The organism is Flavobacterium sp. LHD-80, assembly GCF_030929605.1.
In the GTDB taxonomy this organism is placed as follows: domain Bacteria; phylum Bacteroidota; class Bacteroidia; order Flavobacteriales; family Flavobacteriaceae; genus Flavobacterium.
On record NZ_JAVFVS010000004.1, the window covers coordinates 601,387 to 617,429 of the forward strand.

A 16,043-nucleotide genomic window follows, 5' to 3' on the forward strand; every position below is an offset into this window, starting at 1 on the left:
TTTTTGCTCTTCAGAAAATTCAACATACAATATAAATATGAGAACAATACAATTTAGAGAGGCCATTTGCGAAGCGATGAGCGAAGAAATGCGTCACGATGAATCCATATATTTAATGGGCGAAGAAGTTGCAGAATACAACGGAGCATACAAAGCTTCAAAAGGAATGCTTGCTGAGTTTGGCGAAAAAAGAGTAATCGATACTCCAATTGCTGAGCTTGGTTTTACAGGAATTGCAGTAGGTTCTGCAATGAATGGTAACAGACCGATTGTTGAGTATATGACTTTCAACTTTTGTTTAGTTGGTATTGATCAAATTATAAATAATGCTGCTAAAATGCGTCAAATGACTGGTGGACAATTTAATGTGCCAATCGTTTTCCGTGGACCAACTGCTTCTGCAGGTCAATTAGGAGCAACTCACTCTCAAGCTTTAGAAAACTGGTTTGCAAATACTCCAGGTCTTAAAGTTGTAGTTCCTTCAACTCCTTATGATGCAAAAGGACTTTTAAAATCGGCAATTCGCGATAATGATCCAGTTATTTTCATGGAATCTGAACAAATGTATGGTGACAAAGGTGAAGTGCCAGACGGAGAATACACAATTCCATTAGGAGTTGCTGATGTTAAGCGTGAAGGAAAAGACGTAACTATTGTTTCTTTCGGAAAAATCATTAAAGAAGCTTTTATTGCTGCTGATGAATTAGCTAAAGAAGGTATTTCTTGTGAGATTATCGATTTAAGAACAGTTCGTCCAATGGATAATGAAGCGATTCTTAAATCTGTTAAAAAAACAAATCGTTTAGTAATTCTTGAAGAAGCTTGGCCATTTGCAAGTATTTCTTCTGAAATTACATATATCGTTCAGGAACAAGCATTCGATTTCCTTGATGCGCCAATTCAGCGTATCACAACTGCTGATACTCCTGCACCTTACTCTCCTGTATTGCTTAAAGACTGGTTGCCAAATGCTGGTGATGTAGTAAAAGCAGTAAAGAAAGTAATGTACAAATAAAAAAATCAACAATACTTATAAAACTTCATCAGTCATATTAATTGATGAAGTTTTTTTTTGCCAAATGATAAAAAGAATAATTTTACTCAGCCTATTTTTTGTATTCGCCTTTGTGAATCTTGGAACTGCACAAACAAAAGTGAGTGGAATTGTTTTGGACAAATCAAATCAGCCAATACCTTTTGCAAATATTGTTTTTAAAGGTTCTAATACCGGAATTGTTTCAAATGAAGATGGACGTTTTTATCTAGAATCGCCTAATACTTATACTGCACTGGTAGTAAGTTCTGCAGGATTTTCAGATAAAGAGGTTCCTCTAGAAAAAGCAGTCAATTATAATTTTAAAATTGTTTTAGGCGAAGCCGAAGCACTTAATGAAGTTGTAATTTATACGGGAAAAACATCTAAAAAGAATAATCCAGCATTAGATATTTTAAGGAAAATTTGGGAACGAAAACGTAAAAACGGACTTTACCAATTCAATCAATATCAAATGCAGAAGTACGAAAAAGTCGAGTTTGACATGAACACGATCGACAGTGCTTTGATGAAAAACAAACTTTTTAAAGGCATGGAGTTTGTGTTTGAACATGTTGATACTTCTGATGTTACCGGAAAAACGTACTTGCCAATTTTTATCAACGAATCGGTTTATGATGTTTATGGCGATAACAAATTAAAGAAAGTAAAAGAAAATATTACGGGTAATAAAATGTCTGGTTTCAACGGAAATCAGCAGATTTTATCTTTCGTAAAAGACCTTTATTCCGATTATAATATTTACGATAATCACCTTAAATTTTTTGACAAAAGTTTTACAAGTCCGCTTTCAAGAACAGGAATTGATGTCTATAATTATGTCCTGAAAGACAGTGCTTACATTGACAAAAAATGGTGTTATAATATTGTTTTTTATCCAAGAAGAAAAAACGAATTGACTTTTAAAGGAGATTTTTGGGTAAACGATTCCACTTTTGCCATCAAGAAAATTAATATGGGCGTAACAAAAAGTGCCAATATTAACTGGGTAAAAGATATTTATATCGAACAGGAATTTGAAGTCGAAAATGATTCGGTTTTCCTTTTGACGCGTGATTATATGATGTCTGATTTTGCTTTGAATAAAAAAGAAAAATCAAAAGGAGTTTATGGAAAACGAACGACTTTATACAGAAATCATAAATTCAATATTCAGAAACCAGAGAAATTCTATAAAGAAGAAGTCAATTTTATAGACAATGCTGTTTACGATCGTCCGCCCGAATTTTGGGAAGAAAATCGTTTTGAGAAACTCAATAAAGACGAAGCAGGAATTTATAAAATGCTTGATACTTTACAGACCGTCAAGCGATTCAAGCAATTGTATAGTCTCGTCTCTATTTTAGGAAGTGGTTATGTAGAGTTTAAAAACTTCGATTTTGGACCTATTTTTTCAACATTTGGTTACAATGAAGTCGAAGGTTTAAGAATACGTGCCGGTGGCCGAACGTATTTTGGACCAAATGATCCATGGCGTATTCAAGCTTATACAGCTTATGGTTTTGATGATAATAAATTCAAATACGGTGTTTCTGGAAAATGGATGGTCGACAAGAAAAAACGAATCATTATTTCTGGAGGAAACAGGCGTGATATTGAACAAATTGGTGCAAGTTTAACGACAACAAATGATATTTTGGGACGAAGTTTTGCATCTTCAGCTTTGTTTACAACGGGAAGCAATGGTAAATTGACCAACATTAATTTGAGTAATGTTTCTTTTGAAATTGAGCCTAAAAAGAATTTTATTGTTCAAACCGGTTTTTCATATCGAACTTTAGAGTCGGCATCAAAAACATTTAGTTTGGATTATTATACTACTTTACCAAGTCCATCAAATCCAGCAGGTGTTGTTGAAAGTAAAGTGAGGCAGTCAGAAGCTAATATTCAATTTGAATACATGCCAAACCGAAAAACTATTGGTTATGGAGTGGAGAGAGATTTAGTTGATAGTCCGTTTAGCCATTTCTTTGTGAATTTCAGTTATGGTTTAAAAGGTGTTTTTGAAAGTGATTTTGCTTACGAAAAAATACAGATTTATTACAAACAACCAATAATTATTGGACCTTTAGGAAGATCAAATATTATTCTTGAAACCGGTAAAACATTTGGTACAATTCCGTTAGGTTTAATGAGTGTTGTTCCTGGTAACCAGACGTATTGGACTATTGAGAATACATTCAGTAATTTGAATTTTTACGAATTCATTACAGATCAATATACCACTTTGCAATGGAATCATGATTTTGGTGGAAGGTTATTTGCTAGAGTTCCATTTATGCGAAAATTGAACTGGAGAGAATTTGTTGGAATTAAAGCGGTTCATGGAACTATTTCTGATGCAAATAGAGCTATAAATGCTTCAGGTCAGCCCTACAATGCGCCTGAAAATGTGTACTGGGAATACAATGCTGGAATTGGAAATATCTTCAAAGTTTTCCGTATCGATTTTTCATGGAGAGGAAGTTATCTGAATACTCCAGACGCTAATAAATTTGCAGTAAAAGGATCTTTCGGGTTCTATTTTTAAAGTTGCAAAGGTTCAAAGTAACAAAGTCGCAAAGGTTTATAATCTTTGCGGCTTTTTTTTGTGCAATTTGTTTCACGCAGATTCTGCAGATTTAAGCTGATAAATGCAGATTTTATATTTTTAATTCTTAGAATAAATCTGCTCAAATCTGCAGAATCTGCGTGAAAAAACTTTGCGTCTCTACTCCTTTACGAGATCCTTTTTTATTTAATTTTGGCAAAGACTTAAATACTTATGCAAGAAGCTATTGATTTTCTAACCAATAAAAACCCGATTTTTCAAGAAATAATCGAAAAGTACGGATTACCTCCAATTCCAAAACGCCCTCAGGGTTTTGAGACTTTGGTATTGCTGATATTGGAACAGCAGGTTTCTGTAGATTCGGCGAAAGCCACATTTTTAAAAATAAAAGCATTTACAGTTTGTACTCCTGAAACAATGGCGGTTTTGTCTGATGAAGAATTTAGGAGTCTTGGCGTAAGCCGTCAGAAAACAAAATACATTAAGATTTTGGCAGAAGCGGTTTTAAACAAAGAATTAGATATTGAAAGCCTGCCTTCAAAATCGGCAAAAGAAGTTCGGGAAGAACTTATCAAGCTAAAAGGAATTGGAAATTGGACAATTGATATTTATTTAATGTTTTGCCTTCAAGAACCCGATTTGATTCCGCTTGGCGATATTGCAGTGATCAATACCATCAAAGAATTATTAAATATTCACGATAAACAAAAAATGGAAATTCATGCCGAACAATGGAGTCCGTATCGCTCTTACGCGACCTATTTGCTCTGGCATTATTACTTAAAAAAGCGAAATCGAACAATTACGTATTAAATGCTTGTTTTTTAATAGATAATGCAGATAATTTAACCTGTTTTTTTATTGTAAAAATGGAATGTTTGGTTACTTTTGCAACCGAAATTATAGATATAATAAAAAACGAAAATGACCGCAGACAAACTAACGACTTTCGATGTATTAATCGAAATACCAAGAGGAAGCAGAAATAAATACGAGTACGATTTTGAGATCAAAAGAATGCGTTTCGACAGAATGTTGTTCTCTTCAATGATGTACCCAGCTGATTATGGGTTTATTCCAGAAACTTTAGCACTTGACGGAGATCCTCTTGATGTATTGGTTTTAGTAAACGAACCAACTTTCCCTGGATGTGTAATGGAAGTTAAGCCAATTGGTGTTTTCCACATGGCAGATGACAAAGGACCAGACGAAAAAATTATTTGTGTACCTGTTTCAGATCCAATCTGGAATTCATTAAATGACCTTTCTGATATCAACCCACACTTAGTAAAAGAAATCGAACACTTTTTCCAAGTTTATAAAGACCTTGAAAACAAAAAAGTTGATGTTGAAGGATGGGGAGACGTGAACGAAGCTTATGCAATTATTGCTGAGTGTACAAAGCGTTTTGATGACATTGAAAATAAACCAGAGGGATTATTTAGCATTAAATAATTTTTACCCTATTCTATTATAAAAAAAGCAATACTCCGTCAGGAGTATTGCTTTTTTGTTTAAATTCGTTTCAGTTAGATTGTTGACTATTAACCAAAACCATTAAAATATTATGAATGCATTTATGATTTACCTGCCAATAGTTATGGCAGTTTTAGGATTACTTTTCATGGGAATAAAAAGGACTTGGGTTTTAAAACAAGATGCCGGAGACGGTAAGATGAAAGAGATTTCAGATTACATCTACGAAGGAGCCTTAGCCTTCCTAAAAGCCGAATATAAACTATTAACCATCTTTGTAATTATTGCGAGCATAGCTTTAGCAGGAATTACTTTTATCCCGGGAGTAAAAACACATTTATTTATAGTAATTGCATTCATTTTTGGAGCGTTATTTTCAGCTTATGCAGGAAATATAGGAATGAAAATCGCGACCAAAACAAACGTTAGAACAACACAAGCAGCACGTACAAGTTTGCCACAAGCTTTGAAAGTTTCTTTTGGTGGAGGAACTGTAATGGGACTTGGTGTTGCAGGATTAGCAGTTTTAGGCTTAACAGCTTTTTTTATAATTTTCTTTAATTTATTATCTGGCGGTGTTTGGAAAGATACTGAGACAATGACGGTTGTTTTAGAGACGTTAGCTGGATTTTCATTAGGAGCAGAATCAATTGCCCTTTTCGCGAGAGTTGGTGGTGGAATTTATACTAAAGCTGCTGATGTTGGTGCCGATTTAGTTGGTAAAGTTGAAGCTGGAATTCCAGAAGATGATCCTCGTAATCCAGCAACAATTGCAGATAACGTAGGAGATAACGTGGGTGACGTTGCCGGTATGGGAGCTGATTTATTTGGATCTTATGTTGCGACAGTTTTAGCAGCAATGGTTCTTGGGAATTATGTTATAAAAGATATGGGCGGAAGTATTAATGATGCTTTCGGTGGAATTGGTCCAATTTTGCTTCCAATGTCAATTGCTGGTTTCGGAATTTTGTTTTCAATTATCGGAACTATGCTTGTAAAAATTTCAGATGATAATGCAAAAGAAGCTCAAGTTCAAAAAGCATTAAATATAGGTAACTGGGTTTCTATTGGTTTAACTGCAATTGCTTGCTACTTTTTGGTGCAGCATATGTTGCCAGAAGTAATGACAATGGAATTTTTTGGAGAAGGATCACAGCAAATTTCTTCAATGCGTGTTTTCTATGCCACTTTAGTAGGTTTAGTTGTTGGTGGAGCTATTTCATCGGTAACAGAATATTATACAGGATTAGGGACAAAACCGGTTTTAGCAATTGTTCAAAAATCTTCAACTGGAGCAGGAACAAATGTTATTGCAGGTTTAGCAACCGGAATGATTTCTACTTTCCCAACGGTAATTTTGTTTGCAGTCGCAATTTGGATTTCTTATGCTTTAGCAGGATTTTATGGAGTGGCGCTGGCAGCTTCAGCAATGATGGCTACAACTGCAATGCAATTAGCAATTGATGCTTTTGGACCAATTTCTGATAATGCAGGAGGAATTGCAGAAATGAGCGAATTGCCAAAAGAAGTTCGTACAAGAACTGATATTTTAGATTCTGTTGGAAATACAACAGCTGCAACAGGAAAAGGATTTGCAATCGCTTCTGCAGCCTTAACTTCATTAGCATTATTTGCAGCATATGTAACGTTTACAGGAATTGACGGAATTAATATTTTTAAAGCGCCAGTTTTAGCGATGTTATTTGTGGGCGGAATGATTCCGGTAGTTTTCTCAGCTTTAGCGATGAATTCTGTTGGAAAAGCTGCAATGGATATGGTTTACGAAGTACGTCGCCAATTCAAAGAAATTCCAGGAATTATGGAAGGAACTGGAAAACCAGAATACGGAAAATGTGTTGAGATTTCTACAAAAGCAGCTTTACGCGAAATGATGCTTCCAGGAATTTTGACTATTGGATTTCCAATTGCAATTGTACTTTTAGGGAAATTGGTTTATTCGGATAATAATCAGTTAATTGCTGAAATGTTAGGCGGATATATGGCTGGAGTTACGGTTTCTGGAGTACTTTGGGCAGTTTTTCAAAACAATGCCGGAGGTGCTTGGGACAACGCTAAAAAATCTTTTGAAGCTGGAGTTATGATCAATGGAGAAATGACTTATAAAGGTTCTGATGCGCATAAAGCAGCGGTAACTGGAGATACAGTTGGAGATCCGTTTAAAGATACTTCTGGACCATCAATGAATATTTTAATTAAATTGACTTGTTTGATCGGGTTGGTTGTTGCGCCAATTTTAGGTGAAGGACATTCATCTTCAGGAATGGCAGAAAAAGGTTCTTGTTGCGTTAAAACAGAAATGCATGCAGGTGGAGTTTCTAAATGCGGAGATTTGTCAACAATGACTAAAGAAGAATGCACTAAAATGTGCAAAGAAAAAGGTTGTACGGCAGAAGAAACTGCAAAATGCCTAGCACATTATGACGCAAACGGGAAATTTGTTCACCAAAAAACAGATTGTTTTGACACAAGTAAATACGAGAAAAAAGCGCTTCGTGTTGAATTGAGAAAAGAAAATGGCAAAACCATTGGAACAGTTACAAAAACAGAAAATGGCAAAACGACAACTGAAGTTTATGAAGGAACTGAAGAAGAAGTAAAAGCTAAAATTGAAGCTGCTAAATAAGAATTATTTGATGACTTTGTCAAAGTTTTAAACTTTGACAAAGCTTTTAGAAATAGAAAATGCCTCTAAAAATTTTTTAGAGGCATTTTCATTTACTGAATAAAATAAAGTCCCTATGAGACAAAATTTAGGTGGAGCGATATTGTTCTACCGATATATAATCTCTACGAGATAGATATATCTTAATAAGAACAAAAATTAGACAAAGAGTAGAATAGAGAATAGTAAATTAAACTCCTTTTAGGAGTTAAATATTGGTAGAAAAATAAAAAAAGATTGGAATAATGTCCCTTAGGGACTATACTATTCGGCTTAAATTTGACAATTATTGAGTAGTAATCTTAGGTCTAAACTTTGACAAAGTTTCTTAAAACTAAAAAAGCCTCTAAATAATTTTAGAGGCATTTTTTATTTCGTGTAAATCCGTGTAATTCGTGTTTTAAAACAACCCGTTCAATTCAGCATCAATTCTATTAATAATGTTTCCTAAATCTTCAGGATTATCAACAAAATTAATATTATCAACGTCAATAATTAATAGTTTTCCTTTAGTATATGTCTGAATCCAAGCTTCGTATCTTTCGTTCAAACGGCTTAAATAATCGATTGAAATTGAGTTCTCATATTCGCGTCCGCGCTTGTGAATTTGTCCCACTAAATTTGGAATAGAACTTCTTAAATAAATCAATAAATCCGGAGCTTTCACAAGAGATTCCATCAATTCAAAAAGTGAAGTATAATTTTCAAAATCACGGCTTGTCATCAATCCCATTGAATATAAATTGGGAGCAAAAATATAAGCATCTTCATAAATCGTTCTGTCCTGAATGATTTTTTTACCGCTTTCGCGAATTTGCTGCACCTGACGGAAACGGCTATTTAAGAAATAGATTTGTAAATTAAATGACCAACGTTCCATTTGGTGGTAAAAATCGTCTAAATATGGATTGTCAACCACATCTTCATAATGAGGCTCCCATTTAAAGTGTTTGGCCAATAACTTTGTTAATGTTGTCTTTCCTGCGCCGATATTTCCTGCTATTGCTATGTGCATTACGGTGTTACGATTTTATAATTTACAATTTCTTTAGCTGTAAAAATAGATAAAATTTGGTCTTTGTAATAGAAATTGTCAAACGATTTTTCTAAAATTTCAATTTCAGAAATTGCAACTGTTTTCTCCTTGCTAATGTTGCTTAAATACAACAGATTACCTTTGTTGAAAATGTAGTTTTGAGCATCAATTATTTCGATTTTATCAAAGTCGGGTACATTTCCAAGGCTTGTGATTTTTCCAAAAATATCGCAGGAATACCAGTTGTTCTTTTTATCAATCCAATAAAAAGTATTAAAATCGGTTTGATAATATTTAATGGAATCTGTCAACGGAATTGAAACCGTTTTATATTCATTTTTTAAATAATCAAAAAGTCCAATTTGCTGGTTTAGCGCATTGTAAATCCATAATTGATTTTGAGTTGACATTCCAATTGCGCTTACAACAATTGGCGTTGCATTTAATGAAAAGTTGATTTCAGTCATTTTGTTAAGCTGATTGTCGAGCAAAACAACAGTATTGAAATCTTCATAATACAAAACGATTTTCAGCGGATTCTGCAAGTCAGTTTTTGTGATTCTTCCTAAAGAAACATTTTTGTATTCAAAAACCTCGCTTCCTTTAAATTTACTGAAAACATTATTTCTGATCTGATAACTAAACCCGAATGAATCTTGGCCTAAATACTCATCAGCAGTATAGTTTGTATGAGAAATTTGGGTTGCATTTATTTTTGGATTTTGTGCCGAAAGAACAGTCGGAATAACAGCAAGTAAAAGAAAAAATAAAATATTTATTGCTGTTTTAGTCATGTTTTTTGGAGTTTGTGTCGAGCCAAATTACAAAAAACCTTACTATAAAAGTTTAAAATGAAGAGATTTTGATGATTTTGTCATTTAAACCTTTCTCAATCGTAATAGTCTAAAAAATAACGTATTCTGTCTATGTCTTAAACGCGTTGATATATTATATTTTTAGTATTTTAAAAATAATAATACATTTGAGTATAAGTTTTAAAACAAATTGCCAATTTAAAATAAAATGTAATGAAAAAAGTGATTTTTTATATGTCTTTGATGCTTGTATTTACTCAAATGCAGGCGCAAAAGGATTTCCAGGGAATGGCCGTTTATGAGTCAAAAACGCAAGCGCCAAAACTTGATGGAATGCGTCCGGGAAACCGCGATATTACGCCTGAAATGCAAAAAAACATGGAAGAGCGTATGAAAAAAATGCTTGAAAAAACCTTTATTTTAAATTTTGATAAATCGGTTTCAATTTACAAAGAAGAAGAAAAACTAGAAGCTCCCGGGCAACAGCAAGGTGGCATGCGTATTATGATGAATTCATTTATGGGAGGCGGAGGCACTTTTTATAAAAATGTAAAAACTAAATCGTATACCGTTGATAAAGAATTTATGGGGAAAGAGTTTTTGGTAGTTGATTCTTTGCCAAAATTAACTTGGAAAATGGAATCAGAAACCAAACAAATTGGGGGTTATACTTGCTATAAAGCTACGGCAGTAAGAGAAGCAAGCAAAACTGATTTTAGAAATTTGAGACCAAAAAATGCTGATGATAAAAAACCGGAAGAGAAAAAAGACGATGCTAAAAAAACTTCAGGTGAAACCAAAACTAACTTTCAGGATAACTTCGAAATCCCTAAAGAAATTATTATAACAGCTTGGTATTCTCCAGAAATTCCCGTGAACCAAGGTCCAGAAAATTATTGGGGTCTTCCAGGTTTAATTTTGGAGGTAAACGACGGAAGAACAACTATTTTATGTTCGAAAATTGTTTTGAATGCCAAAGATAAAGTTGAAATAAAAGCACCTACAAAAGGAAAAACAATTTCTCAGAAAGATTACGATGAAACAGTAATCAAAAAAATGGAAGAGTTTAGAGAAATGAACCGTGGTCGCGAAGGCGGTCCAGGCGGTGGTCCAGTAATGATTAGACGATAATTGTAAGCACATCATCTTTTAGTTTTCTCCATGAAAAATATACTTTTTTATGTCATTTTTTTAATGACCTCGATATCTTTTGCGCAAAGTGTCCGTTTTGACGGCGTTATTCAGGACGAACAAAAAAATCCGTTGGAAATGGCTAATATTATGGCTGTGAATAACGGCACTAAAGCAATGGATTCTTATGGCATTACAAATGATAAAGGAAAATTTCAGCTGACTTTAAAGCCTAATACTGCTTATACAATTAAGGTAAGTTACCTTGGAATGAAATCTAAAGAAGTGGCAATTTCGACCAATACAGAAAATATCGTTCAGAATATTGTAATGGATGGTGCAGGAATTGAGCTTGAAGGTGTTGAAATTGTTCGCGAAATGCCGGTTTCGATAAAAGGTGATACAATTGTTTACAATGCCGATTCATTTAAATCTGGAACTGAAAAAAAGTTGGAAGATGTTTTGAAAAAACTGCCTGGAGTTGAGGTAAATGCTGATGGTGAAATTGAAGTTGAAGGAAAAAAAGTCAGCAAATTAATGGTAGAAGGCAAAGATTTTTTTGACGGAGATACCAAACTTGGTGTAAAAAACATTCCAGCCGATGCTATAGATAAAGTTCAAGTTTTAAGAAATTACAACGAAGTAAGCCAGTTAAAAGGCTTAGAAAATGATCAGGACAATGTTGCGATGAATATCAAACTGAAATCAGGCAAAAAGAATTTCTGGTTTGGAGATGTTACTGCAGGTGTTGGCGTTGCGGAACTCGACAGTCGTTATATTATTAATCCGAAATTATTTTATTACAGTCCAAAATACAGCATTAATTTAATTACCAATTTTAATAATATTGGAGAATTGCCTTTGACAGCTCAGGATTATTTCAAATTTACGGGCGGTTTCAAAAATATGATGAAAAAGGGCGGAAGCAATTTTAATGTTTCGTCAAATGATTTAGGGATTTCAATTTTAAGAAACAATAGAGCTAAAGAAATTGAAACCAAATTTGGTGCAACAAACTTCGCATATTCGGTCAATAAAGCTTGGAATATTAGTGGTTTCGGAATTCTTTCCACTTCAAAAACTGATTTAGAAACGAAATCACAGACAACGATTTTAGACTCAGGCGATCAGCAAAAACGTGATGAATTAACGCATCAAAAAAATAATTTGGGGCTTTTTAAATTAAGTTCAACTTACAAGCCAAACGACAAATTTCAGTTTGATTATGATATTTTGACCAAACTGACAAAACAAGAAGAAGATTCCGATTTGTTGCGCGAATCGGTTGTAAATAATGTTTCTGCAATTGAAACTATTTTGACAGGAAAAAAGCAAGATCCAACTTCAATTAATCAGAATTTGAGTTTGTATTACACACAAAGCGATAAAAATATTTTTGCTTTTGAAATGCAGCACTTATATCAAGATGAAAACCCATTTTATAATGCTAATCTTCGTTCACAGCCTTTTGATTTGGCTGGATATATTTCAGGGCAAAATCGAAATGACTTGAATCAGGATCGTTTTGTAAAAACAAATAAGGTTGATGCAAAACTGGATTACTATTATATGGTAACGCCAAAAAGCAATTTCAATGTTACTGTAGGAAACACGTATTCGTACCAAAATTTTAATTCGCATATTTTCCAAATGCTGGATAATGGAGATAAAAATGACTTGGATGCGGCAGAAAACAACAATGATGTTGATTATAGATTTAACGATGCTTTTTTAGGATTTCATTACAAAATATTGACAGGAAAATTTACTTTGACGCCTGGAGTAAGTCTGCATTCGTATCAAATGACAAACGGACAGCTTGGAACAGATTATTCTCAAAGTTTTACCAAAGTGTTGCCTGATTTCTTTGCTTTATATCAAATCAAAAAATCAGAAACGCTGACTTATAATTTCTCTTTGTCAAATGATTTTACAGATATTAATCAATTGGCAGCTGGATATGTTTTGTCTGATTACAGCAGTTTGTTCAGAGGAAATCGTTTCTTAGAAAACGCAACTTCACAAGTACATTCGCTTCGTTATTTTAAATACAATATGTTTAATTTCGAGAATATTTTTGCCAACGCAACATACACTAAAAAAGTTGACGCAATAAAAACAAAAGCTAATTTTGATGGAATTAATCAATCCTCAGTTCCATACAATTCTAATTTAGCCGATGAAACTTTAAGCGGAATGGGAAGTTATGGACGTTCTTTTTTAAAGAATTACAAAGCATCGGCAACGGCAAGTTTAAATTGGTCAAAATTCAATAACATTCAGAATAATGTCTTGTCAACAACAGAAAGTTTTGTGCAGAGTTATACCGTAAAAGCATCGACAAACTATAAGAACTTACCCAATTTAGAACTTGGTTATAATGCTTTAATAAATCAATACAGCGGTTCGACTTATTACACAGACAAGCCTTTTGCAAGATTGGATTATTATTTCTGGAATAGTTTTTCATTCGTTTCAGAGTATGAATTCTACCATTATTATAACGGAAATAAAACGGTTGATAACGAATACGACTTTTTGAGCGCCAGTTTGGTTTATCAGAAAAAAGACAGTAAATGGGAGTATAAAGTTTCTGCAACCAATTTATTAAATACTACTTATCTTAATGACGACAGTTTCTCACAGTTTTCTACAAGAGTTTCGCAATACACTGTTCAGCCGCGTTATATCATCTTTTCAATGAAATATAATTTGTAGTATTTTAATTGCTAAATCATCAATTTTAATGACTTGTTTCTATTAGAATAGAATATCTTTGCTTAAGATTATTAACAGCAAAAAAATTAGTCATGCGCAAGTTTGTGTGGAGTGTATTACTCATTATTACAGGGGTTTTCTTTTCATTTTCTCAAGTGAAAGGAATAGAAAAAGGAACTTATTTATCTACAAATAAAGGCGGAAAAATCAAACTGAATTTGCTCGATAATAATAAATACGAACTAGTTTTTTATTCGGGAAACTATGAAATCAAAGGCGATTCTTTAATTTTTATTCAAAATGAAAAATCTGAAAGTAATTTTGAACTTGCTTATGTAATCGATAAAAAGGCAAAAAAAACAAAAATTAAATTTTCAGATTCGTCTTATTATTCCATTTATATAGGTACACAAAAAGGTTCTGAAAATGTTGTTTACCAAAGACTTTCAGATATCAAAGTAAAAACAGATCCGAATTGGGAAAAAGCAGATTTAGAATTTGAAATCGAAAAAACGGATTATTTGTACTTGGTTTATGAAGATTATGACGGAAAAAGCAATGTTTGCAAATATGCTTTACCAAAAGATGTTGCTGAAGTAAGCATCAATTATGAATATGGAGCTGTTGGTGATTTGAAAATTGGTGGCTATTATGACAGAAAAACAAATGAATTAAAGATTTCTGAACCCGCAGGAAAAAATCCTTTGGTGTTTTTAAATGAAAAAAATCCTCAGCCGGAAAAGACAAAAAAAGTAATTCCTGTTGAAAACCAAACCATTTCAAATTGGACTTATCCAGGTAAAGAAATTGTTTTGGCAACGGAAGATTTTGGTTCGGCTGCTACTGCGGTGGATAGTGCTACTGTTGGAGATTATACTGTTAATCCTCCTGCAGTTCCTTTACAAAATGATTTTAAATTAAAAATCGAAAACAATCTAAAAAATGCATTAGTTGCAACAAAGGAAGCAAAAATCAAATTTTTAGTTCTTTATTTCAATAGCAATAAAATTACAGGAAAAGAAAATTTTGATGCCTTTATAAAGGATCAAGAAACGCAGACGGGTTATAATATGTATGATGGTTACAATCCGGTTTATGATGTTTACAATTATTATATGGCTGGCGCCGATGATAAAAAATGGCTTAAAAATAACAAGATAACAAACGATCCAAGTATAGTTGTTTTAAATGCAGATGGAGATATTTTAGCAACTTCAAAATCTGAATTAGCTGATCAGAGTTATCAATTTGGGTATTACGGTGATTTTTATAAAAGACTGCAACGCGCCAATGCTTTCGTTTATATTGATAAAATCTTTAAAAACAAAAAAACAACAGATGCAGATTTGATCCGAGCTTTTAACAGAGCTTCGGTTTTAGAGGTTTCATATGATTATGATTACGTTGCGGAAGATCCAAACTCTAAAGAATTTGTAATGACGAAAACGTCTTTAGATAAAAAAACAGTTGCGCAAACTTGGAAAACTTTGATTGAAGCACATCAAAAAGATAAAAAGCCAGACATGTATTTAGTAGAAACAATTGCAAAAGAAATCAAAAATCAAGGATTTACAAAACAGCTTTTTAACGATGACAGAATCCTTAACGACACTGATTTTTTAGCAATTGATTATCTGCTGAAGCATTCTGAAGAAATTGAAAACAACCGCACAGCATTTAATACTAAGGAAGGAGAAGTACATAATTTAGGAAATGTAATTTCTGAAATTTCTTCGGCATTGCAGGCTAATACTTATATTGCCCAAGAAAAATCATCTTCAGATATAAATAAGGAGAAGAATATTTCGATTTATAAAAAGATTATTGCTTTAGGAAAAGGAAATTTTGAATCGTACAGCAATTATTTTCAATATTTAAACAATGCAGAAGATGCATCCGTTTCAAATATTGATTTCTTAAAAGAGTTCAGTACCTATTTTGATTCTAATTTAACATCATCTAGTCCAATTGAAAAATTGGACACAATGTTTTCGACTTTAGATTCTTCTTCGCCATATTCATATGATGGATGGAATTCTTTTAAAGAGTATCATTCTAATCTTTGTAATAATGCTGCGTGGTCAGTAGTGTTGCAACCACAAAATGCTGGTTTTTTAAAAGAAGCAATTAAATGGTCTGAATACAGTTCAGTTGTAACCAAGAACAATTCGTATTACTTAGATACTTTGGCACAATTATATTACAAAGACGGCCAAAAACAAAAAGCAATTGAAACACAAACTTTGGCAGTTAAATATGTAAATGCTGTTAGGGAGCCAGAAACAGCAGCTGATATTAAAGAGACTTTGACCAAAATGCAAAACGGAACGTATTAAAAATTTTGCGATTGTCGGTTAGCATACTAACAACTAAATTAAGCACACAGATAACGCGGATGAAACTGAGTTTCACCGACTTAATATAAAAATCCGTTTTTTTGTCAGTTTAATTAATATCATCCGCGTGCCATATAAAATTTAATTGTTGTGAAAAATGCAATGGCTGTCTTTGTTGACAGCCATTTTTGTTTATTAATCTTTGCTATTCCCTGTTTTTGATGTTAAAAAATCAAAGTTTTT

At 33.1% G+C, this 16,043-nt stretch carries 10 protein-coding genes; 8 read left to right on the forward strand and 2 right to left on the reverse strand.

What is annotated here, in order from left to right; genetic code table 11:
- Window positions 1-37 precede the first annotated feature (37 nt).
- The 5 genes from RB619_RS07190 (at window position 38) to RB619_RS07210 (ending at window position 7,725) form a co-directional block, all read left to right on the forward strand.
- Window positions 38-1,015 (forward strand): pyruvate dehydrogenase complex E1 component subunit beta, encoded by a 978-nt coding sequence (locus tag RB619_RS07190; RefSeq protein WP_308095820.1) that lies wholly within the window; start codon window positions 38-40, stop codon window positions 1,013-1,015.
- Window positions 1,016-1,079: 64 nt separating this feature from the next.
- Complete coding sequence (locus tag RB619_RS07195; RefSeq protein ID WP_374119674.1) at window positions 1,080-3,584, forward strand: DUF5686 family protein; 2,505 nt, start codon at window positions 1,080-1,082, stop codon at window positions 3,582-3,584.
- Window positions 3,585-3,818: 234 nt separating this feature from the next.
- Window positions 3,819-4,418 (forward strand): DNA-3-methyladenine glycosylase 2 family protein, encoded by a 600-nt coding sequence (locus tag RB619_RS07200; RefSeq protein ID WP_308095827.1) that lies wholly within the window; start codon window positions 3,819-3,821, stop codon window positions 4,416-4,418.
- Between the two features lie 111 nt (window positions 4,419-4,529).
- Window positions 4,530-5,060 carry an inorganic diphosphatase gene (locus RB619_RS07205; protein ID WP_035645638.1) on the forward strand — a complete coding sequence of 177 codons (531 nt, stop codon included), beginning with the start codon at window positions 4,530-4,532 and terminating at the stop codon, window positions 5,058-5,060.
- 112 nt (window positions 5,061-5,172) lie between these two features.
- A complete protein-coding gene (locus RB619_RS07210) occupies window positions 5,173-7,725 on the forward strand; it encodes a sodium-translocating pyrophosphatase (RefSeq protein WP_308095830.1) in 2,553 nt (850 codons plus the stop codon).
- A 439-nt stretch (window positions 7,726-8,164) separates the two neighbouring features.
- Here RB619_RS07210 and RB619_RS07215 read toward each other — a convergent pair whose 3' ends face one another.
- Window positions 8,165-8,779 (reverse strand): deoxynucleoside kinase, encoded by a 615-nt coding sequence (locus tag RB619_RS07215; protein ID WP_089052568.1) that lies wholly within the window; start codon window positions 8,777-8,779, stop codon window positions 8,165-8,167.
- Window positions 8,779-9,594, reverse strand: coding sequence for a hypothetical protein (locus tag RB619_RS07220; protein ID WP_308095834.1), 816 nt, complete (start codon window positions 9,592-9,594; stop codon window positions 8,779-8,781). Before RB619_RS07220 ends, RB619_RS07215 begins: the two co-directional genes overlap by 1 nt.
- A gap of 234 nt (window positions 9,595-9,828) precedes the next feature.
- Between RB619_RS07220 and RB619_RS07225 the strand changes: the two genes are divergently transcribed.
- From RB619_RS07225 to RB619_RS07235, 3 genes are all read left to right on the forward strand, one after another.
- Window positions 9,829-10,746 (forward strand): GLPGLI family protein, encoded by a 918-nt coding sequence (locus RB619_RS07225; RefSeq protein WP_308095836.1) that lies wholly within the window; start codon window positions 9,829-9,831, stop codon window positions 10,744-10,746.
- A gap of 63 nt (window positions 10,747-10,809) precedes the next feature.
- A complete protein-coding gene (locus tag RB619_RS07230; protein WP_308095839.1) occupies window positions 10,810-13,464 on the forward strand; it encodes a carboxypeptidase-like regulatory domain-containing protein in 2,655 nt (884 codons plus the stop codon).
- Window positions 13,465-13,556: 92 nt separating this feature from the next.
- A complete protein-coding gene (locus RB619_RS07235; RefSeq protein ID WP_308095842.1) occupies window positions 13,557-15,800 on the forward strand; it encodes a hypothetical protein in 2,244 nt (747 codons plus the stop codon).
- The last annotated feature ends 243 nt before the right edge of the window (window positions 15,801-16,043 follow it).

Bases quoted from the DNA above. Each gene is read 5' to 3' on its own strand.
- RB619_RS07200 (WP_308095827.1), top strand. From the start codon at position 3,819: ATGCAAGAAGCTATTGATTTTCTAACCAATAAAAACCCGATTTTTCAA.
- RB619_RS07205 (WP_035645638.1), top strand. From the start codon at position 4,530: ATGACCGCAGACAAACTAACGACTTTCGATGTATTAATCGAAATACCA.
- RB619_RS07220 (WP_308095834.1), bottom strand. From the start codon at position 9,594: ATGACTAAAACAGCAATAAATATTTTATTTTTTCTTTTACTTGCTGTT.
- RB619_RS07235 (WP_308095842.1), top strand. From the start codon at position 13,557: ATGCGCAAGTTTGTGTGGAGTGTATTACTCATTATTACAGGGGTTTTC.
- RB619_RS07225 (WP_308095836.1), top strand. From the start codon at position 9,829: ATGAAAAAAGTGATTTTTTATATGTCTTTGATGCTTGTATTTACTCAA.
- RB619_RS07195 (WP_374119674.1), top strand. From the start codon at position 1,080: ATGATAAAAAGAATAATTTTACTCAGCCTATTTTTTGTATTCGCCTTT.
- RB619_RS07190 (WP_308095820.1), top strand. From the start codon at position 38: ATGAGAACAATACAATTTAGAGAGGCCATTTGCGAAGCGATGAGCGAA.
- RB619_RS07210 (WP_308095830.1), top strand. From the start codon at position 5,173: ATGAATGCATTTATGATTTACCTGCCAATAGTTATGGCAGTTTTAGGA.
- RB619_RS07230 (WP_308095839.1), top strand. From the start codon at position 10,810: ATGACCTCGATATCTTTTGCGCAAAGTGTCCGTTTTGACGGCGTTATT.
- RB619_RS07215 (WP_089052568.1), bottom strand. From the start codon at position 8,779: ATGCACATAGCAATAGCAGGAAATATCGGCGCAGGAAAGACAACATTA.